General features: G+C 63.7%; 24 protein-coding genes and 1 pseudogene. 11 read left to right on the top strand and 14 right to left on the bottom strand.

Annotated features, from left to right (window positions below; all coding sequences use genetic code 11):
* The first annotated feature begins 129 nt into the window (after positions 1-129).
* The 4 genes from C5L10_RS20980 (at position 130) to C5L10_RS20965 (ending at position 3640) form a co-directional block, all read left to right on the top strand.
* Complete coding sequence (locus C5L10_RS20980; protein WP_046664950.1) at positions 130-1146, top strand: carbohydrate ABC transporter permease; 1017 nt, start codon at positions 130-132, stop codon at positions 1144-1146.
* Positions 1146-2198 (top strand): carbohydrate ABC transporter permease, encoded by a 1053-nt coding sequence (locus C5L10_RS20975; protein WP_105422785.1) that lies wholly within the window; start codon positions 1146-1148, stop codon positions 2196-2198. The genes C5L10_RS20980 and C5L10_RS20975 overlap by 1 nt, the downstream gene beginning before the upstream one ends.
* Before the next feature lie 9 nt (positions 2199-2207).
* Positions 2208-3290, top strand: a complete 1083-nt coding sequence (locus C5L10_RS20970; protein WP_105431219.1) for an ABC transporter ATP-binding protein — start codon at positions 2208-2210, stop codon at positions 3288-3290.
* A 107-nt stretch (positions 3291-3397) separates the two neighbouring features.
* Complete coding sequence (locus C5L10_RS20965; protein WP_105431218.1) at positions 3398-3640, top strand: DUF6719 family protein; 243 nt, start codon at positions 3398-3400, stop codon at positions 3638-3640.
* A 57-nt stretch (positions 3641-3697) separates the two neighbouring features.
* Here the strand turns inward: C5L10_RS20965 and C5L10_RS20960 are convergent, their stop codons facing one another.
* Positions 3698-4591, bottom strand: coding sequence for a S9 family peptidase (locus C5L10_RS20960; RefSeq protein ID WP_105431239.1), 894 nt, complete (start codon positions 4589-4591; stop codon positions 3698-3700).
* 301 nt (positions 4592-4892) lie between these two features.
* Between C5L10_RS20960 and ubiG the strand changes: the two genes are divergently transcribed.
* On the top strand, positions 4893-5639 hold the full coding sequence (gene ubiG, locus C5L10_RS20955) for a bifunctional 2-polyprenyl-6-hydroxyphenol methylase/3-demethylubiquinol 3-O-methyltransferase UbiG (RefSeq protein WP_046637326.1): 747 nt from the start codon (positions 4893-4895) through the stop codon (positions 5637-5639).
* 136 nt (positions 5640-5775) lie between these two features.
* Here ubiG and C5L10_RS20950 read toward each other — a convergent pair whose 3' ends face one another.
* From C5L10_RS20950 to C5L10_RS20935, 4 genes are all read right to left on the bottom strand, one after another.
* Positions 5776-6204 (bottom strand): DUF1178 family protein, encoded by a 429-nt coding sequence (locus C5L10_RS20950; protein WP_105405216.1) that lies wholly within the window; start codon positions 6202-6204, stop codon positions 5776-5778.
* Positions 6201-7055, bottom strand: coding sequence for a carbon-nitrogen hydrolase family protein (locus C5L10_RS20945; RefSeq protein ID WP_105431217.1), 855 nt, complete (start codon positions 7053-7055; stop codon positions 6201-6203). The genes C5L10_RS20950 and C5L10_RS20945 overlap by 4 nt, the downstream gene beginning before the upstream one ends.
* A gap of 12 nt (positions 7056-7067) precedes the next feature.
* Positions 7068-7325 (bottom strand): glutaredoxin 3, encoded by a 258-nt coding sequence (gene grxC / locus C5L10_RS20940; RefSeq protein ID WP_105431216.1) that lies wholly within the window; start codon positions 7323-7325, stop codon positions 7068-7070.
* Between the two features lie 70 nt (positions 7326-7395).
* Complete coding sequence (locus C5L10_RS20935; RefSeq protein ID WP_105431238.1) at positions 7396-8172, bottom strand: ComF family protein; 777 nt, start codon at positions 8170-8172, stop codon at positions 7396-7398.
* Positions 8173-8230: 58 nt separating this feature from the next.
* Here C5L10_RS20935 and C5L10_RS20930 point away from each other — a divergent pair, with 58 nt between their 5' ends.
* Entirely contained in the window at positions 8231-9106 is an 876-nt protein-coding gene (locus C5L10_RS20930; protein WP_105431215.1) for a class I SAM-dependent methyltransferase, read from the top strand.
* Positions 9107-9124: 18 nt separating this feature from the next.
* Here the strand turns inward: C5L10_RS20930 and C5L10_RS20925 are convergent, their stop codons facing one another.
* From C5L10_RS20925 to C5L10_RS20900, 6 genes and pseudogenes are all read right to left on the bottom strand, one after another.
* Entirely contained in the window at positions 9125-9367 is a 243-nt protein-coding gene (locus tag C5L10_RS20925) for a Flp family type IVb pilin (protein WP_371411961.1), read from the bottom strand.
* Entirely contained in the window at positions 9345-9665 is a 321-nt protein-coding gene (locus tag C5L10_RS20920) for a hypothetical protein (RefSeq protein ID WP_105431214.1), read from the bottom strand. The genes C5L10_RS20925 and C5L10_RS20920 overlap by 23 nt, the downstream gene beginning before the upstream one ends.
* Before the next feature lie 107 nt (positions 9666-9772).
* Positions 9773-10186 carry an 8-oxo-dGTP diphosphatase MutT gene (mutT, locus tag C5L10_RS20915; protein ID WP_105431213.1) on the bottom strand — a complete coding sequence of 138 codons (414 nt, stop codon included), beginning with the start codon at positions 10184-10186 and terminating at the stop codon, positions 9773-9775.
* A pseudogene (locus tag C5L10_RS20910) lies at positions 10183-11003 on the bottom strand (GNAT family N-acetyltransferase). The gene mutT and the pseudogene C5L10_RS20910 overlap by 4 nt, the downstream one beginning before the upstream one ends.
* Positions 10972-12213 carry a bifunctional glutamate N-acetyltransferase/amino-acid acetyltransferase ArgJ gene (gene argJ, locus C5L10_RS20905; protein WP_105431211.1) on the bottom strand — a complete coding sequence of 414 codons (1242 nt, stop codon included), beginning with the start codon at positions 12211-12213 and terminating at the stop codon, positions 10972-10974. The pseudogene C5L10_RS20910 and the gene argJ overlap by 32 nt, the downstream one beginning before the upstream one ends.
* A gap of 60 nt (positions 12214-12273) precedes the next feature.
* A complete protein-coding gene (locus tag C5L10_RS20900; protein ID WP_046664963.1) occupies positions 12274-13146 on the bottom strand; it encodes a peptidylprolyl isomerase in 873 nt (290 codons plus the stop codon).
* A 254-nt stretch (positions 13147-13400) separates the two neighbouring features.
* Here C5L10_RS20900 and secA point away from each other — a divergent pair, with 254 nt between their 5' ends.
* Complete coding sequence (secA, locus tag C5L10_RS20895; RefSeq protein ID WP_105431210.1) at positions 13401-16112, top strand: preprotein translocase subunit SecA; 2712 nt, start codon at positions 13401-13403, stop codon at positions 16110-16112.
* A gap of 75 nt (positions 16113-16187) precedes the next feature.
* Here the strand turns inward: secA and C5L10_RS20890 are convergent, their stop codons facing one another.
* On the bottom strand, positions 16188-17093 hold the full coding sequence (locus C5L10_RS20890) for a LysR family transcriptional regulator (protein ID WP_105431209.1): 906 nt from the start codon (positions 17091-17093) through the stop codon (positions 16188-16190).
* A gap of 128 nt (positions 17094-17221) precedes the next feature.
* Here C5L10_RS20890 and C5L10_RS20885 point away from each other — a divergent pair, with 128 nt between their 5' ends.
* From C5L10_RS20885 to C5L10_RS20870, 4 genes are all read left to right on the top strand, one after another.
* Positions 17222-17476 (top strand): DUF2798 domain-containing protein, encoded by a 255-nt coding sequence (locus C5L10_RS20885; protein ID WP_105431208.1) that lies wholly within the window; start codon positions 17222-17224, stop codon positions 17474-17476.
* Entirely contained in the window at positions 17473-18933 is a 1461-nt protein-coding gene (locus C5L10_RS20880) for an MFS transporter (protein ID WP_105431207.1), read from the top strand. Before C5L10_RS20885 ends, C5L10_RS20880 begins: the two co-directional genes overlap by 4 nt.
* Positions 18934-19035: 102 nt before the next feature.
* Entirely contained in the window at positions 19036-20457 is a 1422-nt protein-coding gene (locus C5L10_RS20875; RefSeq protein WP_305778744.1) for a lipopolysaccharide biosynthesis protein, read from the top strand.
* Between the two features lie 53 nt (positions 20458-20510).
* Positions 20511-21749, top strand: a complete 1239-nt coding sequence (locus C5L10_RS20870) for a GNAT family N-acetyltransferase (RefSeq protein WP_245448075.1) — start codon at positions 20511-20513, stop codon at positions 21747-21749.
* Positions 21750-21752: 3 nt separating this feature from the next.
* Here C5L10_RS20870 and C5L10_RS20865 read toward each other — a convergent pair whose 3' ends face one another.
* Both C5L10_RS20865 and C5L10_RS20860 read right to left on the bottom strand, forming a co-directional pair.
* Positions 21753-23387, bottom strand: coding sequence for an AMP-binding protein (locus C5L10_RS20865; RefSeq protein ID WP_105431204.1), 1635 nt, complete (start codon positions 23385-23387; stop codon positions 21753-21755).
* Between the two features lie 128 nt (positions 23388-23515).
* Positions 23516-24184: a hypothetical protein gene (locus C5L10_RS20860; protein WP_105431203.1), complete on the bottom strand. Its 669-nt coding sequence runs from the start codon at positions 24182-24184 to the stop codon at positions 23516-23518.
* Between the last annotated feature and the right edge of the window lie 64 nt (positions 24185-24248).

Below are 24248 nucleotides of genomic sequence, written 5' to 3'. Positions count from 1 at the left end.
GGGCGAGGGTGACCGGCGACGGCGCGGCAAATCCCTTCTCCCCGCCTGCGGGGAGAAGGTGCCGGCAGGCCGGATGAGGGGCGAGCCTCGCCATCCGGACAAGAAGACAAGGAGGGATGGAATACGAACATGAGCACGACGTCTCTCACCGACCGTCTCGGCAGCCTTCTCATGGCGCCCGTGCATCTCCTGATGCGCATCATCGACATACCGCTCCGCGCCGTTCAGAAAGCGGCCGGCATCGGCGGTATGGCGGCCGTGTTCCTCGCCCCGAACATGCTGATCTTCGGCATTTTCGTGCTCCTGCCCCTCGTCATCAACTTCGTCTATTCGATGACCGGCGGCACGGCCTTCTTCCTTTCCGAGCGCAATTTCGTCGGCGCCGAGCAGTATCAGCGCCTCTTCACCTGCACGAACTACCTCGACCCGATGTCCTGCCAGGAGGATGCCTTCTGGACCGCCGTCGGCAACACGTTCTGGTTCGTGATCCTGCAGGTGACGCTGATGATCGGCCTGTCGCTGATTACGGCATTGATCCTCAACCGCGATCTCGCCGCCCGCTCCTTCTGGCGCGCCGTGTTCTTTTTCCCGGTCCTCCTGTCGCCCGTCGTAGTCGGCCTGATCTGGAAGTGGATCCTGCAGCGCCAGGGCCTCCTGAATTTCGGCCTCTACCAGTTCGGCATCGAGCCCTATACCTGGCTCACCGACCGCAACTGGACCTTCATCGCCACGATCGGCGTCTCGATCTGGGCGCATATGGGCCTCTACACGCTGATCCTGCTCGCCGGCCTGCAGGCGATCCCGAAGGATCTCTATGAAGCTGCCGAAATGGACGGCACCAAGCCGGCGCGGGTCTTCCGGCGCATCACGCTGCCGCTTCTCGCGCCGAACCTTCTGGTCGTCGTTGTCCTCGCCCTGATCAAGGCCGTTCAGATCTTCGACGAGGTCTACGTGTTGACCGGCGGCGGTCCGGGCACCAGCACGCTCTATCTGACCCAGTACATCTACGAGACCGGCTTTGCCTCGACGCTCCGCAATCCGGGCCTCGCCGCAGCCGCCTCGATCCTCATGGGCCTCGTGCTCGTCGTCTTGACACTGATCCAGCTCGGCGTCGGCCAGCGTGGCGAAAAGAAGGGGAAACGCTGATGGGTGTCGCCTCTCGCTTCATTCTGCGCCGTCGCGGCGGCAAAAGCTGGCACTGGACGGATATCGTCACCTGGGTCTGGCTCGTCGGCGGGCTGATCATCATGTTCGGCCCGGCCGTCTGGCTCGCCTTCTCGTCCTTCAAGACGCCGGCAGCCCTTGCCGAATTCCCGCCGTCGATCCTGCCCTATGTCACCAGCCAGGCGACGGTCCAGGGTTACGACAAGCCGCTGCAGCTCTTCGAAGCCAAGATGCCGGACGGTTCGACCAAGGTGCTGGCCGAGGTGCGCCGCATCGGTCTCGTCGCCCAGATGGTCGATCCGACGACGCCCGGAGAAATCGTCCGCGTCAACATCGGCGACCGCACCCCGGTACGTTCGGTCTCTTTTGCCACGGAAAACTACACGACGCCCTTCACCCAGTTCGATTTCCTTCGCTACCTGTGGAACTCGGTCTTCGTGACGGTGACGGCGACGCTGATCACTCTGATCGTCAATTCCATGGCCGCCTTCGCGCTATCGAAATACGAGTTCCGCGGTCGCTCGCTCGCCATGCTGATCATTCTCGCGACGCTGATGGTGCCGCTTTCGGTGATCATGGTGCCGCTCTATTCTATCATCTCGTCGCTCGGGCTGTTCAACAATCTCTGGGGCGTCATCCTGCCGACGGTCGCGACCCCAACCGGCGTGTTCATCCTGCGTCAGTACATGCTGACCATTCCCGACGAGCTGATCGATGCCGCGCGCATGGACAAGGCGTCCGAATGGCAGATCTACTGGCGCATCGTCCTGCCGCTGACGGCACCGGCGCTCGCGGTTCTGGCGATCTTCTCGGTCGTCTGGCGCTGGAACGACTTCCTGTGGCCGTTGATCGTATTGTCGCGGCGCGAACTCTACACCCTGCAAGTGGGTCTGAGCATCTATTCCGGCGAACTTAACGTCCAATGGCACTTCATCCTGGCCATGACGGTCGTGACCATGATCCCGGTCGTGCTTGTCTTCATCTTCCTGCAGCGTTTCATCACCACCGGCATTGCCGGCACCGGCCTGAAGTAAGGATCACCGATGGGCGAGATCACCCTCACCAAAATCAAGAAGTCCTTCGGCGCAGTCGACGTCCTGAAGGACATCGACCTCGATATCAAGGACGGCGAGTTCATCGTTTTCGTCGGCCCGTCCGGCTGCGGAAAATCGACCTTGCTGCGCACCATCGCCGGCCTTGAAAAGGTCACCGGCGGCGAGATCGAGATCGACGGCAAGCGCGTCAACGAAGTGTCCGCTGCCGACCGCGGCCTTGCCATGGTCTTCCAGTCCTACGCGCTCTATCCCCATATGAGCGTGCGCCAGAACCTCGCCTTCGGGCTTGAAAATTCCAACATGCCGAAGACCGAGGTTGCCGAGCGCATCCTCGAAGCCGCCCGCATGCTGGAGATCGAGCCTTACCTCGAACGCCGGCCCGGCCAGCTTTCCGGCGGCCAGCGCCAGCGCGTCGCGATCGGCCGTGCCATCGTGCGCCGCCCGACCGCCTTCCTGCTCGACGAGCCGCTGTCGAACCTCGACGCCGAACTGCGCGTCTCGACCCGCGCCGAGCTCGCCGCCCTCCACGCCCGCCTCGGCTCGACGATGATCTACGTCACCCACGACCAGGTGGAGGCGATGACATTGGCCCATCGCATCGTGGTCATGCGCGCCGGCAAGATCGAACAGGTCGGCACCCCGCTCGATCTCTACAACACACCCGCCAACCGCTTCGTCGCCGGCTTCATCGGCGCGCCGCACATGAACTTCCTGGCCGGCGAAGTCGCCGAGCTGGAAACCGGCACGGCGACGCTTGCGACCGCAGGCGGCCATCGCCTGCTCGTGCCGTTCTCGGGCCACTCCCTGTCCGTCGGTGACAAGCTGACGATCGGCATCCGCCCGCAGCACATCACGCTCGCCAATGATCCGGGAAGCCTCAAGGTCAAGGTGCGCCTCGTCGAAGCGCTCGGCTCCGAAACGGTCATCCACGCCGATCTGAACGGCGAAAAACTCCTCGCCGTCGTTCCTGGCCAGAAGCTGATTTCGCCGGGAGACGAAGCTTACCTCTCCGTCGCCGGCGCTCCGCTGCATCTGTTCGACCGGAACGGATTGAGGGTGAAGGGGAGCTAGTCCTCCCCCTCATTCCTTCGGGCCGAGCTACACCGGAAGGTGGAATGGCGGGTCGATCGCACGGGCGCTACAATCCCTCACCAACCATAGCGGGAGGAGGGGCTTCGATGTTGCGCGCTTTTCTGATTCTATTGCTGGCCATGGTCTTTGCCGGACCGGCCACGCTATCACCGGCCAACGCCCAGACCAGGATGGTCAAGGCCAAACCGACGCTCGCATCGATGGCGGCCGGCGAGTCCGTCTTGTTCGACGACAAGAGCTGCCCGGCGGGCATGATCGCCCAATATACCAAGGCGCAGCGCAAGGAGCAGATTTCCAAGAAATGCGTGCATCTGAACGGCACGCGGTAGGCGCAGGATCGAGGCGGATATCGGCGTCATTTGAAAGACGCCGTTCGCCTGATGCCTTCAGAGATACCCTTTGAAAAAGGCCAGCACCGCCCTCCGCATCGCTTCTGTCTCGCGATGCCCGACACCCGCCTCCGGCAGGAACACCAGCGCACCGAGCGCTTCCACCTTGAGATAGGCGGCCTCCGTCTCGGCGAATGCGCAATCCACCGCTACCGGCGGCGTCAGCGGGTCGTCGCAGCCGATGCAGATGAGCTGCGGCCGCGGCGCCACCAGCCCGGCAATCTCGCCGATCGAAGTTTCCTTGAGCAGCCCCGGCACGGTCAGGTAATGCCCGTGCAGATCATGGACGCCGATTTTGACCAGCGTCGCGAAGTCCGCATAACAGCACAGATGCGCCGTCGCCTTCACCCTCGGATCGATCGCCGCCAGAAAATAGGCAAGCGTCGCCCCCATCGACAGCCCTGAGACGCCGATCCTTTGCGGATCGACTTCCGGCCGGCCGGCGAGCCAGGTCAGCGCCGCCGCCTGTTCGGAAAGCATCTGCCCGAACAGCGTTTTGCCGTGCCAGAGCGCCGCCTTGGTCGCCGCATCCTCCGTCACCCCGGCCCGCTCGCCAAACGTCGGCATGTCGATGCAGAGCGCCACATATCCTTCGCGCGCCAGAACCGGCCCGGGGGCATCGAGCAGGGCCGGCCGGCCATCGATCAGTTCCGATGCGCCGATATCCCAGCGGGCGCCATGCGCATGCGCATAGACGATCGCCGGGCCGCGGGTGAGGAAGCCTTCGCTCGGCCGGGTGAGGAAGCCCCGTACCTCCGCGCCATCCTCAAGCCGAAAACGCAACCTTTCGAGAATATAGCCGTCGTGGATCTCCGCGGAACTGTCCGCCAGCGCCATGGAGACCTCCTCGAAGGCAAGCAACGCCTTCAATCGCTCAACCGTGATCGCCATCTTGCCCTCCTCCCGGCTCGCCATCCCTCCCCTCCAGAGAGGATAACCGCGATCTGTGCCTGCCAGATCTTCAAAGACATAGACGAAATCGCCCGTCACCACATCAGGCCGGCGGATCCGCCGCTACGAAAATTTCGTCCGCATCCCGCAGCTATTGAGGCAGAAGATGGAACTGCGCTCCGACGCCGACTGGTTTGCGATCCTCAGTGCACGGTGTCAAAAAGACGCTGACGATCGCAGAACTCTTGACTTCCACGCCCTATCATCCGACTTCAAACGCTGAAACGAAGGGATGACGACCATGACCGAAGCCGCCCGCAGCACGATCGACCAGAGCGAAGTCGACCGGTTTTCCGCAATGGCCGCGGAGTGGTGGGACCCGACCGGCAAGTTCAAGCCGCTCCACAAGTTCAACCCCGTGCGGCTCGCCTATCTCCGCGACCGCATCTGTGAAAATTTCGGCCGCGACCCGAAGAGCCATCTGCCGCTTTCAGGCCTTCGCATCCTCGATATCGGCTGCGGTGGTGGCCTGCTCTCCGAGCCGATCGCCCGCATGGGCGCGACCGTCGTCGGCGCCGACCCGTCCGAAAAGAACATCGGCATCGCCTCCACCCATGCGTCTGAGACCGGCACGTCTGTCGACTACCGCGCCGTTACCGCCGAGCAGCTCGCCGAAGCCGGCGAGACGTTCGACGTCGTGCTCAACATGGAAGTGGTCGAGCACGTCGCGGACGTCAATTTCTTCATGACGACCTGCGCCAACATGGTCCGCCCCGGCGGCCTGATGTTCGTCGCCACCATCAACCGCACCTTCAAGGCCGGAGCGCTGGCGATCTTCGCCGCTGAAAACATCCTGCGCTGGCTGCCCCGCGGGACCCATCAATACGAAAAGCTGGTCCGCCCGGAAGAGCTCGAAAGACCGATCTCCTCAGCCGGCATGGAAATCATCCACCGCACCGGCGTCTTCTTCAATCCGTTGCAGGACCGCTGGAACCTGTCGCCGGACATGGACGTCAACTACATGATGCTGGCCAAGCGGCCGGCGTGATTTTCGGGCCGCCTGATCCAGTGTAATATTGCAGGCGCTATAGGAGTGTGAATTTGATTGAGGTCAGGCCAGCGCTCCCACCACCAGAGCACCGACGCCGGCCAATGCAGCTCGACGTTCCTCCGTCCCCGCTCGTTCAGTTCGCGTCTTCGGGAATGATCGGCAACGGCGCGATCTCAATGCCCTCGTCGAGCAGCTCGCGCACCTCGCCGAGGCTCGCCTGGCCGATGATGCCGCGGGCATCCGCCTCGCCATAATGGATCTTGCGGGCTTCCTCGGGAAACTTTTCGCCGACGTCCTCGGCATTGGCCTTGATCGCCGCCACGGCTTCCTTGAGCTTGGCAATAGCCTCCTGGCGGGCGAGGTCCATCACCATCGCCTGCTTCTCTTCCTTCTTTCGGGCGGTCGAAACAGAGGGCGCCATCAGCGTCTTGGAAATGGAAGCGGAATTGCAGACCGGACAGGTGAGGAACCCGCTCGCCACCTGCCGGTCGAAATCGGCGCCTTCCGAAAACCAGCCTTCGAACGTGTGGGCGTTCTCGCAGGAGAGGGAATACTTGATCAAGCGGCCACCTCTCCCGCCGCGTCCGTAACCGCATCGAGCGAGAACTCGCGGGCGTTCTTGAGGTTCGGGATCTTTCCCCGGGCCGCAGAAACGGCGGCAATATCGATCTCGGCGAGCACGATGCCTTCGCCGGTACCGCCGGCGGACGCCAGCAGCCTGCCCCATGGATCGACGATCATCGAATGGCCAAATGTCTCGCGGCCGTCTTCATGCACGCCACCTTGAGCGGCGGCGATTACGAAGGCTCCGTTCTCGATCGCACGGGCACGCAGCAGGATTTCCCAGTGGGCCTCGCCGGTCTGGCGGGTAAAGGCGGCCGGCACGGTCAGGATCTCGGCCCCGGCCAAGGCCTCAGTGCGGAAAAGCTGCGGGAAACGGACATCGTAGCAGATTGCAAAACCGAGTTTGCCGAACGGCAGGTCGGCAACACGCGCTTCGCTGCCGGGCTCGTAGGCCGAGCTTTCACGCCAGCTCTCGCCATTGTCCAGATCGACATCGAACATATGGATCTTGTCATAGGTGCAGATCTGCCGGCCGCCGGGCGCAAACAGGAAGGCGCGGTTGGCGATCTTGCCGTCCTCGACGGCGATGGCCGTCGAGCCGACATGCAGATGGATGCCGAGTTCGCTCGCAAGGCTGCGGGCGGTCGAAACGATGATGTCACCCGCCTCATCGCGCAGCACGGCGCGCATGGCCTTGCGGTCCCGCTGCAGGAAGCCGGTCATCTCCGGGGTCTGGATATAGACCGCCCCCTGCGCCGCAGCCTCGCGGACCAGCCGCGCCATGTCGGCGGCGTTCTTTTCCGGATCGACGCCGGAGCACATCTGGATGGCGGCAGCCTTGAAAGCCATGGAAGATACCTCTCAGTTCGCCAGAAGCGGGTCCAGCTTGCCGGCCCGGTCGAGTGCGTGCAGCTCGTCGCAACCGCCGACATGCGTGCCGTCGATGAAGATCTGCGGGAAGGTCGAGCGACCGTTCGCCTTGCCGATCATCTCCTGGCGCAATTCCTGCGAATAGGTGGCATCATGCTCGGTGTAGGAAACGCCTTTCGTCTCCAGCAATGCCTTGGCGCGTGCGCAGTAACCGCAATATTCGCGGGTATAGATAGTAACCTCTGCCATGATCGTCTCCGGGCGCGGCCCAGGGGGAAAAATGTCGGGAAAAGGCCGCGCGCAATAGTGTCTTCTTCTGTCATATAGGCCCGGCAATAGCCATTGCAAAGGTCAAAACCGTGACCTCGGCGGCGCCCGCTCGTCTCAACGCGCGAGTGGCGGATGAAACCGTCGCACCGGTCGTATAGACGTCGTCGACCAGCACCAGCCGCTTGCCGAAGACACGGTCCTCATGGCCCGGCGCGATCGCGAAAGCCGCCCTCACGTTGTCCTCTCGGGCTCGCGCCGAAAGCCCCACCTGCCGGTTCGTACGTTTGACGCGGATGAGCGTGGACGGCAGGAACGGCTGGCCGGATTTTCGCGACAGATGCCGGGCAAGCTCCGCCGCCTGATTGAATTTCCGCGAGGCGAAACGCGAGCGATGCAGCGGCACCGGCAGGATGCCGTCGCAGTTTGCGACGTAACCATCGGAGGCGCGCAGCATCCAGCCGGCCATCATAGCCGCGAGATCGGTGCGGTCGCGGTATTTCAGCGAATGGACGAGGTCGCGGGCCGCGCCCTCGAAGATTGCCGCCGAACGCAGGCGGTCGAAGACGGGCGGTTCGGCAATCGCCTGCGCCGACAGAATGCCAGGCCCCGGATCGTAGGAAAACGGCAGGCCGAGCGCCTCGCAATAGGGCCGTTCGATGAACCGGATTTCCCGCCAGCAGGCGGGGCAGAAGCCCTGATGCGCGCCGGTTCGCACACCGCAGCCGGGACAGGTCGGAGGATAGACAAGGTCGCCTACCCACCTCGTCCACCCCACGGCAAACGATGTTAAAAGTCGCAGGGCATTGACGTTGGGCTCGGCGGACATGACTTGACAATAGCGGACGGAGCGCGCCTTTGCGACGGCAGAATACGAGTGGACGGCCATGGAAATTCTTTTCGACGAACAGCTGGTGAGTGCACGGCGCAGACGCGCGATAACCGCCAAGGACAGCAACGCGGCCTTCCTTCTGGACATTGCCGGCCGCGAGCTTGCAGACCGGCTGGCGGTCGTCGAACGGAAGTTCGAAACCGCGGTAGAACTCCATGGCGGAACCGGCATCGCGGCCCGCGAAGCACTTGCCACCGGCAAGATCGGCACCGTGAGCCGTATCGAGACCGATGCCGCTTTCGCAAGGCCCGGAGACGCGTTCGCCACGGCTCCATTGGAAGACGTCCCACTGGAACCCGAATCCGTCAATCTGATCCTGTCGCCGCTCTCGCTGCACCTTGTCAACGACATGCCCGGCACGCTGATCCGCATCCGCCGGGCGCTCAAGCCCGACGGGCTTTTTCTGGCGGCGATCCCCGGCTCCGGCACGCTGCAGGAAATGCGCGACGTCCTTCTCTCCGCCGAGGCGGAGCTGACCGGTGGCGCGAGCCCCCGCGTCATTCCGTTTGCCGATGTGCGCGATGTCGGCGCCCTGCTGCAGCGGGCCGGTTTCTCCCTGCCGGTCGTCGATGCCGAGACCTACACGGTGCGCTACGACTCGCTTTTCCCGCTGATGCGCGATCTACGCGCTATGGGCATGACCAATCCCCTCGCCGGCCGCAGCCGCGTGCCGGTCACGAGGCGTTTCTTCGTAAGGGCTGCAGAACTTTATGCGGAACGTTATTCCGATCCGGACGGCCGCATCCGCGCCACGTTCTCGATCATCTACGCATCCGGCTGGGCCCCGCACGAAAGCCAGCAGAAGCCGCTGAAGCCGGGTTCGGCCAAGATGCGGCTTGCCGAGGCCCTCAACAGCCGCGGCCCGCGCTGAGCGGGCTCCGAGCCGAATTCATGGAACAGGCTCATCCATGCTTTTAGAGATGGTTTCGAACGTGTTCGTTAATGCGTCGGCAAAGGTGGTGAACCCGGCGATCATCGACAGCGAGATGATCGCGATGATGAGACCGTATTCCACGGCCGTTGCGCCGCTGTTATCCTTCAGAAGAAACCTGAAAAGGCGCATGGAATATCCTTCAACCAACATGAGCGGGCCAAAAAAGCCCTTGGCGTCAGCAGTCGCTGCCGACGCCATAGCCCTGCACGATGCAGACCGAGCCCGGCGTTTCCTGCAGCACGCTGCGCCGGATCGTATAATGTCTTGCGCCCTTTTCGCCGGGCTTGATGGAGCCCGTGCTGATCAGGTCGAAATCCTCCTGGACATGCGCCAGTCGGCGCTCATCATTGCGGCCAGCGAGCATCGGCGTCACGATCAGTGAAAGAGCGATCGCGGCCGTCCCGAACAGAAGAGCGATATTGAGCGCGCCGGTTTTGCCGGAGCCATGCGTCGCCCGCTGATGGACCCGCACAGTTTTCCAGAATTCCTCGTCCATGCCTTCTAAAGCCTCATCAACGCGTTACCGGATAAGCCTTGAAGGTGCCACAATCGGCTAAACGATCCCTTAACGCCGTATGAATTCGGCGGCTCTAATTTTATCGATCAGAGCAGATCCTGCAGGATCGGGATCAGCGGCTCGTCGGCCGGCGGCATCGGGTAATCCCTGAGCGCGTTCGGCCGCACCCATTTGATCGCCTGCCCTTCCCTTCCCGTCGGAATGCCTTCGAAGCGACGGCAGACATAGAGCGGCATCAGGAGGTGGAAAGTCTCGTAGGTGTGGCTGGCGAAGGTGAGCGGCGCCAGGCAGGGAATCCTGGTCTTGATGCCGAGCTCTTCCTCGAGCTCGCGCACCAGCGTCTCCTCGGGCGTCTCACCGGGCTCGACCTTGCCTCCGGGAAATTCCCAGAGACCGGCGAGCGATTTGCCCTCCGGGCGCTGCGCCAGAAGAATGCGGCCGTCGGTATCGATCAGCGCGCAGGCGGCGACGAGCAGTATCTTTAAGGGGGCATCGCTCATGCCCGGCTTTCCTGCCGCCAGTAACGGTATTCGTAGGCCTTGCGGAAGCCGAACCTCCGATAGAGCGCCAGCGCCGGTTCGTTGGTCGAGACGACCTGCAGCCAGGCCGAACGCGCACCGCTGATACGAGCCCAGCGCAGCGCCGAGGACAGGATTTCGGTGCCGAGACCCTCGCGCCGATGCGCTTGGGCCACGGCAAAGGAGATGATGCCGGCAAGATCGTTGTCCTGGACGCAGAGCGCCACGGCCGCGGCTCCTTCCTGCGGATTCTCCTTGATGAAGAAGCCGGAGGTCGGCTTGATCGAACTCAGGATCTCGGCAAGCGCCGGCTTCAGCGCCGGATCTTCGTTATCGATCGCCAGGCTCGCGTCGCAGAACCGGCCGATATCGTGGCTCGGCAGGTGATCGAGCGTGTCCGGCAGTTCCAGTTCGGCGAGGCTGACAGTCAGCACGTCGACGGTCTCGAACACCCGCCAGCCGGCGGCATCGAGATGGTCGATCAGCTTGGGAGGAGCGAGCGGTGTCTCCCGGACGACCAGCTGACGACCATAATTCTCGAACCGCTTGCGCGCCTTCTCCAGCCGCATCGCCATGTCGCGGTGGTCGGACGGGTCGAGCGGCACGATGCAGTTCAGGCGCTTTGAAGGATGGCCGCCGGTCAGCCGCACCTGCCAGCTTCCGTCATAAACGACGGACGCCGCCGGCCAGGCTCGAAAGCCCACGGCTTCGAGCCGCCTGACCAATGGCAGATCGTTCTGAGGAGATGATGCTTCGTTCAATTCCTGTCAGCTCCGGTAGTCGCCGTTGATGGCAACATATTCCTTGGTGAGGTCGCAGGTCCAGACGGTCGCTCGGCCGCTGCCGAGACCGATATCGACCTTCACCGGAATGTCCTGTTCCTTCATGACGGCGGTGGTCGCGGCTTCGGAATAGGCCGGATCGCGCTCGCCGTCGACGGCGACGCGTACGTCGCCGAACCAGATCGCCAGCCGGTCGCGGTCGGCCATTTCGCCGGACTTGCCGACGGCCATGACGATGCGTCCCCAATTGGCGTCTTCGCCGGCGATCGCGGTCTTGACCAGCGGCGAATTGGCGATCGACAGCGCGATCGTCTTTGCCGCGGCATCGCTTTCGGCGCCGGTGACGGTGATCTCGACCATCTTGCGGGCGCCTTCGCCGTCGCGCACGACCTGCAGGGCCAGATCCTTCAACAGATCGTTGAGCGCGGCGCGGAAGCTCGTGAGGCGCGGGTCGTCAGCGGTCTCGACGCGGGCCTGCCCGTCGTCGGCGGCGGCACCGGTGGCAAACAGCATCAGCGTATCGGAGGTCGAGGTGTCGCTGTCGACGGTGACCGAATTGAAGGTCGGGCCGACGCCGGCGGAAAGCAGGTTCTGCAGCGCCGGCGACGCGATGTCGGCATCGGTCGCCACGAAGGACAGCATGGTCGCCATGTCGGGCGCGATCATGCCGGCGCCCTTGGCGATGCCGTTGATCGTCACCGTGACGCCGCCGATCTCGGCGGTGCGGGTCGCGACCTTCGGATAGGTGTCGGTGGTCATGATCGCCTTGGCGGCCTCCAGCCAGAAGTCGCCGGTGGCGCCGCTGTTCATGTCGCCGAGCACGCCTGCGAATTTCGTCGCGTCGAGCGGCTCGCCGATCACGCCGGTTGAAGCGAGATAAACTTCGTTCTCGCCGCAGCCGACAGCCTCGGAGGCCGATTTGGCGGTGAGTTCAGTCGCAGCCTTGCCCCTGATGCCGGTAAAGGCGTTGGCATTGCCGGAATTGACGACCACGGCGCGCGCCACCCCGTGCGACAGATTGGCACGGCAGAAATCGACCGGCGCCGAAGGGCACTTGGAGCGAGTGAAGACGCCGGCGACGGTCGCCGGCTCGTCGAACACCATCAGCAGCACGTCGGTGCGGTTCTTGTACTTGATCCCGGCGGCGGCTGTCGCCATGCGCACGCCGCGGATCGCCGGCATGTCGGGATAGGATTTCGGAGCGAGCGGCGAAACGGAATCGGACATCGGAAATTACCTGGCTCAAATATGGAGAGGGCCCGGAAAATCCGGGCCCGTTGTCGAGAATTACTGCTGGACCGGCGCGTCGCCTGCGTCCTGCATCTTGCTGACGTCTTCATAGCCCTTCTTGAGGGCCGCATCCTTGATGTCGATCTTCTGCTCGCTCTTCGCCTTGGTGATGAGAGCGACGTACTTGTCGCGCATCACCAGCTGCTTGACCTGGTCCTCGACCTGGTCGAAAGCCGGCGCCGGGGCATCGCGCGTGTCTTCCAGCTTGATGACGTGATAGCCGAACTGCGACTTGACCGGCGTCTTGCTATATTCGCCCTTCTTCAGCGTGAACGCGACTTCTTCGAATTCCGGAACCATACGGCCGCGGCCGAACCAGCCAAGGTCGCCGCCTTCATCCTTGTTGGAATCCTGGGATTTTTCCTTGGCGATCGCGGCGAAATCCTTGCCCTTGTCGAGATCGGCGATGATCGCCTTGGCTTCGTCCTCGGTCTTCACCAGGATATGGCGGGCATGCACCTCTTCCTGCTTCGGCAGGGAAGCGATTTCCTTGTCGTAACGGGCCTTGATCTCTGCCGGGGTCGTGGCGTCGATCACATGCTTGCGGAAGTAGGCGTTATGCAGCTCGCGGTCGGCGATATAGTCCATCCGCTTCTTGAAGTCCGGCGTATCCTTGATGCCTTCGGCGAGAGCACCCTTGGCGAGCAGCTTGACGTCGATGGCGCCGGAAAGGGCTGCGACCTTCTTCTGTTCGTCCGGAAGCTGGGCGAGCTGCGGGTCGAGGTTCTGAACCGCAATATCCAGTTCCGACTGGTGAATTTCCAGGTCGCCAACCTTGGCAACGACGGCATCCTCCGCCGCAAAGGCGGGAGCCTGGCAGAGGATCGCGGCGGCCAGCGCGGCCGTCATGAGAAATTTGTGGCGCAACATCGATAAAGACCTTTCGATAAGGATACCGGTTTCAGAACGTCTGATTCCGGCCAGAAAACCTTCACAAACACCGGATTGTGGCCATTCTGTATCGGCCGCCACCGTTGACATCATTCGACCCCCCTCTTATCTGTCACGCAACTTGGCGTCCAGCAGAGTTTCCGGGCGTGGCGGGTCATTTTATCGGCATCAGAAACCGATGGTTCGACCGGTCCCGCGCCCCCATGGGACAGATTTCAGAAAGGACCATTCGTATGGTCAGCCTTGGCGGCATCGCCCGCAAATTGTTCGGTTCGGCAAACGATCGCCGCGTGCGCGGCTACCAGCCGACTGTCGACGCCATCAATGCAATCGAGGAGAAGACCAAGGCTCTCTCCGACGAGCAGCTTGCAGCCCAGACGGTGGAGTTCAGGAAACTGCTCGCCGAGGGCAAGACGCTCGACGACCTCCTGATCCCGGCCTTTGCGGTCGTGCGCGAGGCTTCCCGCCGCGTACTCGGCATGCGCCCGTTCGACGTGCAGTTGACCGGTGGCATGATCCTTCACGATGGCGCGATTGCCGAGATGAAGACCGGCGAAGGTAAAACACTGGTGGCGACGCTGGCGGTCTACCTGAACGCCCTCGCCGGCAAGGGCGTGCATGTGGTCACCGTCAACGACTACCTCGCCCAGCGCGACGCCCACACGATGGGCAAGCTCTACGGCTTCCTGGGCCTGACGACCGGCGTCATCGTCCATGGCCTCAGCGACGAAGAGCGCCGCGCCAACTATGCCTGCGACATCACCTATGCCACCAACAACGAGCTCGGCTTCGATTATCTGCGCGACAACATGAAGTACGAGCGCAGCCAGATGGTCCAGCGCGGCCACAATTACGCGATCGTCGATGAAGTGGACTCGATCCTGGTCGACGAGGCGCGCACGCCGCTGATCATCTCCGGCCCGCTCGACGACCGTTCGGAACTCTATAACACGATCGACGCCTTCATCCCGGTGCTGACGCCGGAAGACTACGAGATCGACGAGAAGCAGCGCTCTGCAAACTTCTCCGAGGTCGGCACCGAAAAGCTCGAGAACCTGCTGCGCCAGGCGGGCCTCCTGAAGGGCGAATCCCTCTACGACGTCGAGAACGTTGCGATCGTCCACCACATCAACAACGCGCTGAAGGCCCACAAGCTCTTCACCCGCGACAAGGACTATATCGTCCGCAACGACGAGATCGTCATCATCGACGAATTCACCGGCCGCATGATGCCCGGCCGCCGTTATTCGGAAGGCCAGCACCAGGCGCTCGAAGCCAAGGAAAAGGTGACGATCCAGCCGGAGAACCAGACGCTCTCCTCGATCACCTTCCAGAACTATTTCCGCATGTACGGAAAGCTCGCTGGGATGACCGGTACGGCCCAGACCGAAGCGGAAGAGTTCGGCAATATCTACAAGCTTGAAGTGATCGAAGTACCGACCAACCTGCCGATCCAGCGTATCGACGAGGACGACGAGGTCTACCGGACCTTCGACGAAAAGTTCAAGGCGATCATCGAAGAGATCAAACAAGCCCATGAACGCGGCCAGCCGGTTCTGGTCGGCACCACGTCGATCGAGAAGTCGGAACTGCTGGCGACCATGCTGCGCCAGTCGGGCTTCAACAATTTCCAGGTCCTGAACGCCCGTTACCACGAGCAGGAAGCCTATATCGTGTCGCAGGCCGGCGTGCCGGGCGCAGTGACGATCGCCACCAACATGGCCGGCCGCGGCACCGACATCCAGCTCGGCGGCAATATCGACATGCGTCTCGAGCGCGAGCTCGAAGGCATGGAGCCGGGTCCGGAGCGCGATGCACTGGAAGCGGCAAGCCGCGAGGAAGTGAAGCAGCTCAAGGAAAAGGCGCTTGCCGCCGGTGGCCTCTACGTGATCGCCACCGAGCGCCACGAAAGCCGCCGCATCGACAACCAGTTGCGCGGCCGTTCCGGCCGTCAGGGCGACCCCGGCCGTTCAAAGTTCTACCTGTCGCTCCAGGACGACCTGATGCGCATCTTCGGCTCAGACCGAATGGACAGCATGCTGCAGAAGCTCGGGCTCAAGGAAGGCGAGGCGATCGTCCATCCGTGGATCAACAAGGCGCTCGAACGCGCCCAGAAGAAGGTCGAAGCCCGCAACTTCGACATCCGCAAGAACCTTCTGAAATATGACGACGTCACCAACGACCAGCGCAAGGTGATCTTCGAGCAGCGCATCGAGATGATGGATTCGGAAGACGTATCCGAGACCGTCGAGGACATGCGCAGCGAGGTGATCGAAGTTCTCGTCGCCAAGCACATTCCCGAACGCGCCTATGCCGAACAATGGAATGCCGCCGGCCTTCGCGAAGACGTCGACCGGATGCTCAACCTCGACCTGCCGATCGAAGACTGGGTCAAGGAAGAAGGGATCGGCGAGACCGATATCCGCGAGCGCATCACCGAGGCTGCCGACAAGGCCGCGGCCGATCGCAAGGAGCGCTTCGGCGCCGATATCATGACCTATGTGGAGCGCTCGGTGCTGCTCCAGACGCTCGACCACCTGTGGCGCGAGCATATCGTCAATCTCGACCACCTGCGTTCGGTCATCGGCTTCCGCGGTTACGCCCAGCGCGATCCGCTGCAGGAATACAAGGCGGAAGCCTTCGAGCTGTTCCAGGCCCTGCTCGCCAACCTGCGCGAGGCGGTCACTGCCCAGCTGATGCGCGTCGAGCTGGTGCAGAACCCCGAGCCGCCGCAGCCGCCGGCCGTCTACGACGAACAGCATGTCGATCCGACGACCGGCCTCAACCAGGTCAACGGCTTCGACAGCGAGAACTTTATCGCCGCACCGGAAGACCGCCGGCCTGAAGATCCCTCCACCTGGGGCAAGATCGGCCGCAACGAGGCCTGCCCCTGCGGATCCGGCAAGAAATACAAGCATTGCCACGGCGCCTTCGAACAGGCCTGAGGCTTCCGCGGAACCTGATGATGCGAACGCCGCCCCTGGGCGGCGTTTTCGTTTCCGGTTTCCGGAAGGACTGCATCAGCCTTCGGCTGGAGACCCGGCGCAGATTTCCCGAACGCATGTCCGCAGCCACCGGTGAGCCGGATCGGCATCCAGCCGCGGATGCCAGAGCAATGACACGGTAATCTCAGGCACCGGAACCGGCAGGGCGAAACTGAACATCCCGGCGCGCAGGTTGCCGCTGTGCCGCTCCGGAATGCTGGCGATCAGATCCGAAGACCTGGCGAGAGCCAGCGCCGTCGCGAAACCGTCGACGATCGTCACGATCCGCCGTTCCAGCCCCGACGCCGCCAGGGCCTCGTCGATCGCCCCCTTTTCGAGCCCTCGGCGTGAAACCAGGATATGGCCGCCCGCCGCGTATCGCCGAGCCGATATCTCGCCCTCGGCCAGCGGATGCCCGCTGCGCACGACGCCGATGAAACGGTCCCGGAACAGTGCCTGAGCCCGCACTTCCGGACCGATCGTCGCGCCGACGACCCCGGTTTCCAGGTCGACGCTTCCGTCGCGAAGCGAGGTGCTGTCCTTGTCCGGCTTGCGGATGAAACGCAGCCGGACGCCGGGCGCCTGAGCGCTGACACGAGCGATGAGGCCAGGCCCGAAATTCTCGACGAAACCCTCGCTGGTGCGCAGCGTGAATGTCCGGACCAGCTTACCGAGATCGAGAATCTCGACCGGCCGCAAGACCGCTTCCGCATCCTGCACGAGGCCGCCGACCCGTTCGCGCAGTTCGATCGCCCGTGGCGTTGGCACGAGCCCGCGGCCCGCCCTCACCAGCAGCGGATCGCCCGTCGTCTCGCGCAATCGCGCCAGGGCCCGGCTCATGGCCGACTGGCTGAGCCGCAGCCGTTTGGCCGCCCGCGCCACGCTGCCTTCGGCCAAAAGAACATCAAGGGTGAAAAGCAGGTTGAGATCAGGTCTGGACATGCGCGCAGCATAACACAGGCGCTTCGCTATGACATGGCGTCCTATGCATTGAGTTGATGAAAATCATGCGCCTTCCGCCATGCATGCCCTTGAGATAGCCCTTGGACAATAGTTTCTGGAGGTTCCCCATGATACCCGTACGACTGATACCCGTCATTTTCGGCCTTGTTCTTTCCTGCCTGATGTCCCTGCTTATCTCCGGCGTCTCCACCCTCCGCAGCGCAGGGCTGATCGACGGCTTCTTCGGGATCTGGATGGGGGCATGGCTCCCCTCCTGGATCATCGCTTTTCCGGTCGTGCTGGTTGTCGCGCCGCTGGCGCGCCGGATCGTCAGCAACCTCGCGAAGCCGGCCCCGAAACCGGCGGAGAGCGGAAAACGATGACCTCTGCCGCCCACGATCCGGTTCCGCAACCGGCAGAACGGGCGAGTACCTTCCGTGGGGCGCTCGCCGGTCTTTCGCTCTCGATGTTGCTGTCTTCGCTCGGCACCAGCGTCGCCAATGTCGGCCTGCCGACATTGGCGCAGGCGTTCGACGCCTCCTTCCAGCAGGTCCAATGGGTGGTCCTTGCCTATCTTCTTACAATCACCACACTGATCGTCAGTGTCGGGCGGCTTGGCGACATTGCGGGGCGTCGACGGCTCCTGCTCGCCGGGATCACCCTTTTCACGGTAGCCTCGATCGCCTGCGGGATTGCTCCGACGCTGGGCATCCTGATTGCCGCAAGAGCCGCGCAAGGTCTCGGAGCCGCCGCCATGATGGCGCTCACCATGGCTTTTGTCGCTGACATATTTCCAAAGACACGCACCGGCGCGGCCATGGGATTGCTCGGCACCATGTCGGCAATCGGCACCGCGCTGGGCCCTTCCCTGGGCGGCCTTCTGATCGCCGGCGCCGGCTGGCGGGCGATCTTCCTGATCAACGTGCCGCTGGGCCTGCTGGCGCTCCTTCTTGCCTTTCGCTACCTGCCTGCTGATCTTCGCCGCGAAAGACCGGACCAAAGGCCCGGCTTCGACGTCTCGGGCACGCTGCTGCTTGCCCTGGTGCTTGCAGCCTATGCACTCGCCATGACGATCGGCCGAGGTAGCCTTGGTCCGGTCAACGCCGCTCTGCTGCTGTTGGCTGCCGTCGGAGCCGGCCTGTTTGTTCTCGTCGAAGCGAAAGCGGCGTCGCCCCTGATCCGACTGTCGATGTTGCGCAATCCAGCCTTGAGCACGGGATTGATAACCAGCGCGCTTGTCTCGGCGGTGATGATGTCAACGCTGGTGGTCGGGCCGTTCTATCTTTCGCGTTCGCTCGGTCTCGATGCGGCTTTCGTCGGGCTCGTCATGTCGATCGGCCCGATTGTTTCCACATTCAGCGGCGTACCGGCCGGCCGGCTCGTCGACCGCCTGGGCGCGGGGACGGCGGTCGTCACCGGTCTCGTCGGAATGGTGGCCGGCTCGTTTGCCCTCACCCTGCTTCCCGGAACCTTCGGCGTTGGCGGCTACGTCGCTGCCATTGCGGTGCTGACGCCCGGTTATCAACTGTTCCAGGCGGCTAACAACACCGCGATCATGGTGGACGTCGGCGCGCAGCAGCGCGGCGTCGTTTCCGGCCTGGTCAATCTGTCACGCAATCTCGGCCTCATCACCGGCGCCTCGCTGATGGGCGCGGTGTTCGCAATGGCCTCGGGAACGGGCGATGTCGCGACGGCACCTCCGCAAGCCGTGGCCGCCGGCATGTCGTTCACCTTCGCGATTGCCGTGGGGATGATTGCCGTCGCACTCGCCATTGCCGCCATTCACCAGGCTGTTCCGGCCGTCCGCAACCTCTTGACCCGTTCTTCCAGGGAGCCTTGAAGTTCACAGTTCGTGAAGCCATCGACGCCTGGGCGAACCCTTTCTTAACCCTGCTGTGGCAACACTTTTGCCCATTGTTCCCGTCGTCGTTACGAGTATTGCGTGCCCATCATGGCGGTTATCGAAACAGCGGAAAGATTGCTTCCGCCTGGTCTTAGGACCCGGCTGGCACCGCTGACCCGCAAGCTCGAATCCATCCTTACCGACGACGACGAGACAGCCCGCGCCCAGCGTCGCGCGCTGACCGCCTTCGTGATCCGGGTCGCAAGTGCGGCCATCGCCTTCGTGTCGCAGATCGTGCTTGCCCGCCTGATGGGCGAGTTCGAATACGGCATCTTCGCATTCGTCTGGGTTCTGGTCGTGCTCGCGGGCAATCTCTCCTGCCTCGGCTTCCACACGTCCGTCATCCGCTTCCTGCACCAGCACAAGGCGCGCGACGAGGTGGCGACCGTGCGCGGGCTCAATCTTGCCGTCCGCCTGGTGGCGCTGATCTCGGCAAGTGCGGTGGCCGGCCTCGGCTTCCTGTTTCTGCATGTCTACGGCCACACGGTCGAAGCCTATTACCTCGTGCCGGTGTCGCTGGCCTTCTTCACCATACCGATGATCGCGCTCGGCGACGTACTCGACGGCACGGCGCGTTCGAACGGCTGGACGGTGACGGCGCTCTCGCCCACCTACCTGATCCGCCCAACCCTGATCCTCGCGTTCATGCTGGGGGCACTCTGGTTCGGCGCTGCCCACACGGCCGTTACCGCCATGCAGGCGGCCCTTGCCGCAACCTATGTCACGACGCTCCTGCAGCTGCTGCGCCTGACGCTGCGCCTGCGCCGACTTTACGGCCCTGGCCCGATGCAGTTCGAGATCGGCGCCTGGTTCCGTTATTCCCTGCCGCTCTTCCTCGTCGACGGCATCGGCTTCCTGCTGACCAATGCGGACGTCGTCGTCGTCGGCCTCTACCTGCCACCGGACCAGGTCGGCATCTATTACGCCGCCGCAAAGACGATCGTGCTGGTGCAGTTCGTCTATTTCTCAATCAAGGCAGCCGCCGGCCCCCGCTTCTCCGCCATCATGGCGGAGGACGACATGCCGGCGCTGGCCGCCTTTGCCGGACAGACCGCGCGCTGGAGTTTCTGGCCGTCGCTTGCCGTCGGGCTCATGGCGCTGGCATCCGGCGAACTGCTCCTGTCGCTGTTCGGCAGCGCGTTCACGGCCGGCTACTGGCTGATGGCGATCCTGTTTTGCGGCATTCTCGCCAAATCCATGGTCGGCCCCGGCGAGGTGCTGCTCAGCATGGCCGGTCGCCAGAAGCTCTGCGTCCTGCTTTACGCCGTGACGCTGCTGGCGAGCATCGCTCTCAACATCGCGCTGATCCCCCGCTTCGGCCTGACCGGGGCCGCGATGGCGACGGCGGCGGCGATGATGATCGAGGCTATCCTGCTGCATATCGCAGTCCGCCGTACGCTCGGCATCGTGCTCTTCGCCTTTGCCGATCCGACGCCCTCTGCTCCTTCAAAGGCTTCCTGACCATGGCGCAACCTCCGTTCAGCAGCGAATTCGAGGGCAATGGCGGCGGCCGGATGAGCATGGTCCAGGCGCTCCGCGCCGAGCGGCCGGATGCCGACACCCATCTCCAGGTCGGCCGGCCCGGCCGCGAGCTCTGCCTATATCCCGCCGCCTTCGGTTACGACCTGCAGGAAGAACTCGAATTCCTCTCCAACCGTGCGCTCGAGCCGAACATCTTCTTTTCGGCCCGGCTGCTCGCCCCCGCCATGCCGCGGGTCGAGGACAAGCAGGTCCGCCTGGCGCTGATCCGCGACGAGACCGGCACGCGCAGCCGTATGCGGCTGCTGATGCCTTTCACGGTCGAAAAGCCGGGCTTTTCGGTCGGCGCCTCGATTATCCGTGCCTGGGCCAATCCCTTCGGGCCGATCGGCACGCCGCTCGTCGACGCGGAAGACAGTGCGGAGACGATCGACAATCTTTTCGATGCGCTCAGCATGCGCGAAGCCCGCCTGCCCTCCGTGCTGGTCATGCCGGACGTCAGGCTCGCCGGTCCGTTCGCCCAGCTCGCCAAGGCGGTCGCGATCGGCCGCAACCTGCCGGTGACCGTCACCGATCCCCAACAGCGGCCGATGCTGGAAAGCCTGCTCGACGGCGAGGCCTATCTGAAACACTCGATCTCGTCGCACCACTACCGCGAAATGCGCCGCCTGTGGCGCAATCTCGGCAACAAGGGCTCGCTCAGCTACTCGGTTGCGCGCCAGCCGGAAGAGATCCGGTTGCGGATGGAGGAATTCCTGGCGCTCGAAGCCAAGGGCTGGAAGGGCCGCAAACGCTCGGCCCTGATCAACGACCGTTACCGCGCCGCCTTCGCCCGCGAGGCGATCACCAACCTGGCGGAAGTCGACGCAGTCCGCATCCACACCATCGATTTCGACGGCCGGGCGATCGCTTCGCTCATCGTCTTCATCATGGCCGGCGAGGCCTATACGTGGAAGACCGCCTACGACGAGGGTTTTTCCCGGTTCTCGCCCGGCAAGCTGCTGATGGTGAAACTGACCGAGTGGCATCTCGAAGACGCCAACATCATGCGCACCGACAGTTGCGCGATTCCCGATCACCCGATCATGAGCCGTTTCTGGGAAGAACGCGAGGAGATGGGGACGCTGGTGATCGGCCTGCGGCAGAACGGCGACCGCGACGTGCGCCAGGTGGCAGCCCAGCTTCACCTCTACCGCAACACCCGCAACATGGCCCGCATGCTGCGCGAGAAGATCATGTCGCTTGCCGGCCGTTCCGGGGTAGTTACGCCTTGACGATCACTCGGCGGCCGCCTTGTCCCGCAGCAGCCGGCGGATGACCTTGCCGCTGGTCGTCAGCGGAATATCGTCGACGAAGGCGACCTCGCGCGGATATTCGTGCATCGACAGCCGCGTCTTCACCCAGTCGCGGATCTCCACAGCCAGTTCGTCGCTCGGACGATAGCCGGGCGCAAGCGCGATATAAGCCTTGACGATCTCGGTACGGATCGGGTCCGGCTTGCCGACCACGGCTGCCAGCCGCACCGCCGGATGGCCGGTCAGGCAGTCCTCGATCTCGCTCGGCCCGATGCGGTAACCGGACGAGGTGATGACGTCGTCGTCCCGCCCGATGAATTCCACATAACCGTCGCGGTCCTTTCGTCCGAGATCGCCGGTGATCAGCCAGTCGCCGACGAACTTCGCCTCCGTCGCCGCCTCGTCGTTCCAATAGCCGAGGAACATCACCGGATCCGGACGGCGGATGGCGATCTGCCCCATCTTGCCGGCCGGCAGCTCGATGCCCCTGCCGTCGACCACCGCCACATGATGGCCCGGCACCGCCCGCCCGATCGCCCCGCCGCGCGACACGCCGAGATTGGCGGCCGAGGACAGCACGAAATTGCATTCGGTCTGGCCGTAGAATTCGTTGACCGTCAGCCCCAGTGCCGCCCTCGCCCAGTCATAGGTTTCGCGGCCCAGCGCCTCGCCGGCGGACGCGATGGTCCGCAGCTTGAGATCGTATTTTTCAAGCGGCTTTTCGACGGATTTCAGGAGCCGCAGCGCCGTCGGCGGAATGAACGCGTTGCGCACATCCATTTCGCTCATGATACGGAAGGCCATGTCCGCATCGAATTTCTGGGCGGGCGAAGAGACGACGGGAATGCCAAGCATCAGCGCTGGCATCAGCACGTTGAGCAGGCCGCCGGCCCAGGCCCAGTCCGAAGGCGTCCAGATCCGGTCCCCTTGCTGCGGTGCGAATTCATGCGCCAGCTGGAAACCGGGGATATGGCCGGCCAGCACCCGATGACCGTGCAGCGCCGCCTTCGGCGGGCCGGTCGTGCCGGAAGTGAAGATCATCAGAGCCGGATCGTCCGGCCCGGTATCGACGGCCTCGAACAGCGGCGGATACGCGGCGATCAGCGCATCGAGCGCCAGCAGGCCGTCGCCGGCGGGCGTATCTCCGGTGACGATCACATGCCGCAAATCCGGCAGCTTTCCCCGCAAGCCCGCCAACCGCGACAGGCCGAAGGGATTGGTGACGATCGCCGTCGCACCCGATGCCTTCAGCCGGTATTCGAGCGCCTCGGCGCCGAACAGCAGCGCCAGCGGCAGGGCGATGCCGCCCATCTTGTAGATCGCCACATGCGCGATCACCGTCTCGAAACTCTGCGGCAGAAGAAGTGCGACGCGGTCGCCGGGCTTCAGACCCAGCGCGACAAAGGCGTTCGCAAGCGAGGCGGACCGCCCGGACAGCTCACCATAGGTCAGCGCCGGATGAGCGCCGCCCGGGCTGAAATGCTGGAGACAGATGCGATCTGGAAACTTTTCCGCCCAGGCATCGCTGACCGCCTCCCCCATGTTGAATCGCTGCAGGATTTCCCAGGCGAAATCGCGAAAAAGGTCTTCATAGGACTTGGCAGCAGACAGTTTCATGGGCAGCGCTTCTATTTTTGCTGCACCAGCTAACATCCGGGATGCTTAAAATACAAGGGGGACACGGGAGGGGACCTGACATGGGAACCCACCCCCTGCGATGGGGATGGGGCCAACAATCCGGGCGATCAACGCGAGGCGCTCATCCGCAGCATGCGGCAGAGCGAGACGAGTGCCGCATCTCCACCCCCGGAGGCGATGTCGGCGCAGCGGGTCAGCAGACGGCGCTGCTCGGCGTCGGACATCGCCTGGAAGGCCTGGAGCTGCGGCCCGGTAATACCGCCGGCGCCCGAAGCCGCGGCACCGCCGACCCCAGCTTCTCCACCAACGCCGAGACCGAGCGCAGCGCCGGTGCCGCCGGCACCTCCGAGGCCAAGTCCCAGAGCGGCATCAAGGCCACCGCCACCGCCGCCGATCGATGCGGTCGTTCCAAGGTCAACGCCATCGTCCGTGCCGAGTGCGAGGCCGGCATTGACGCCATCGCTGCCGCCGAGGGAAACAGCGGCATCCGCATCGAGCCCGCCACCTCCACCGACATTCGCCTCGGCATTCAGCCCCTCACCGCCGCCAACCGACACATCGACATCCGCCACTCCGCGGCTACCGCCGACCCCGACATCGGCATTGACGCCATCGGCACCGCCGAGGGAGGCGTCGACCCCGATCCCGTCGCTGGTCGTCACGTCGGCACTGATGCCGTTCTCGCCGCCGACCGACAGGCCCTGTGCAAAGCTCTGGCCGGCAAAAGGCAGGATGATGCATCCGGACAGCAACAGGATACGCAATGATTTCCGCATGATAGTCTTCTCCTTCCGAAGCCGCGCACGATCGCCGGCCTCCGAATGCCGAATATCCAGACGG

The sequence above is a fragment of the Neorhizobium sp. T6_25 genome (assembly GCF_002968555.1).
In the GTDB taxonomy this organism is placed as follows: domain Bacteria; phylum Pseudomonadota; class Alphaproteobacteria; order Rhizobiales; family Rhizobiaceae; genus Neorhizobium.
The sequence above is the reverse complement of the archived record's forward strand: the minus strand, read 5'-3'. Positions and strand labels throughout refer to the sequence as shown.

Coding starts and splice junctions, on each gene's coding strand:
- C5L10_RS20980 (WP_046664950.1), top strand. CDS start 130: ATGAGCACGACGTCTCTCACCGACCGTCTCGGCAGCCTTCTCATGGCG.
- C5L10_RS20975 (WP_105422785.1), top strand. CDS start 1,146: ATGGGTGTCGCCTCTCGCTTCATTCTGCGCCGTCGCGGCGGCAAAAGC.
- C5L10_RS20970 (WP_105431219.1), top strand. CDS start 2,208: ATGGGCGAGATCACCCTCACCAAAATCAAGAAGTCCTTCGGCGCAGTC.
- C5L10_RS20965 (WP_105431218.1), top strand. CDS start 3,398: ATGTTGCGCGCTTTTCTGATTCTATTGCTGGCCATGGTCTTTGCCGGA.
- C5L10_RS20960 (WP_105431239.1), bottom strand. CDS start 4,591: ATGGCGATCACGGTTGAGCGATTGAAGGCGTTGCTTGCCTTCGAGGAG.
- ubiG (WP_046637326.1), top strand. CDS start 4,893: ATGACCGAAGCCGCCCGCAGCACGATCGACCAGAGCGAAGTCGACCGG.
- C5L10_RS20945 (WP_105431217.1), bottom strand. CDS start 7,055: ATGGCTTTCAAGGCTGCCGCCATCCAGATGTGCTCCGGCGTCGATCCG.
- grxC (WP_105431216.1), bottom strand. CDS start 7,325: ATGGCAGAGGTTACTATCTATACCCGCGAATATTGCGGTTACTGCGCA.
- C5L10_RS20935 (WP_105431238.1), bottom strand. CDS start 8,172: ATGTCCGCCGAGCCCAACGTCAATGCCCTGCGACTTTTAACATCGTTT.
- C5L10_RS20930 (WP_105431215.1), top strand. CDS start 8,231: ATGGAAATTCTTTTCGACGAACAGCTGGTGAGTGCACGGCGCAGACGC.
- C5L10_RS20925 (WP_371411961.1), bottom strand. CDS start 9,367: ATGGCGTCGGCAGCGACTGCTGACGCCAAGGGCTTTTTTGGCCCGCTC.
- C5L10_RS20920 (WP_105431214.1), bottom strand. CDS start 9,665: ATGGACGAGGAATTCTGGAAAACTGTGCGGGTCCATCAGCGGGCGACG.
- mutT (WP_105431213.1), bottom strand. CDS start 10,186: ATGAGCGATGCCCCCTTAAAGATACTGCTCGTCGCCGCCTGCGCGCTG.
- argJ (WP_105431211.1), bottom strand. CDS start 12,213: ATGTCCGATTCCGTTTCGCCGCTCGCTCCGAAATCCTATCCCGACATG.
- C5L10_RS20900 (WP_046664963.1), bottom strand. CDS start 13,146: ATGTTGCGCCACAAATTTCTCATGACGGCCGCGCTGGCCGCCGCGATC.
- secA (WP_105431210.1), top strand. CDS start 13,401: ATGGTCAGCCTTGGCGGCATCGCCCGCAAATTGTTCGGTTCGGCAAAC.
- C5L10_RS20890 (WP_105431209.1), bottom strand. CDS start 17,093: ATGTCCAGACCTGATCTCAACCTGCTTTTCACCCTTGATGTTCTTTTG.
- C5L10_RS20885 (WP_105431208.1), top strand. CDS start 17,222: ATGATACCCGTACGACTGATACCCGTCATTTTCGGCCTTGTTCTTTCC.
- C5L10_RS20880 (WP_105431207.1), top strand. CDS start 17,473: ATGACCTCTGCCGCCCACGATCCGGTTCCGCAACCGGCAGAACGGGCG.
- C5L10_RS20870 (WP_245448075.1), top strand. CDS start 20,511: ATGAGCATGGTCCAGGCGCTCCGCGCCGAGCGGCCGGATGCCGACACC.
- C5L10_RS20865 (WP_105431204.1), bottom strand. CDS start 23,387: ATGAAACTGTCTGCTGCCAAGTCCTATGAAGACCTTTTTCGCGATTTC.
- C5L10_RS20860 (WP_105431203.1), bottom strand. CDS start 24,184: ATGCGGAAATCATTGCGTATCCTGTTGCTGTCCGGATGCATCATCCTG.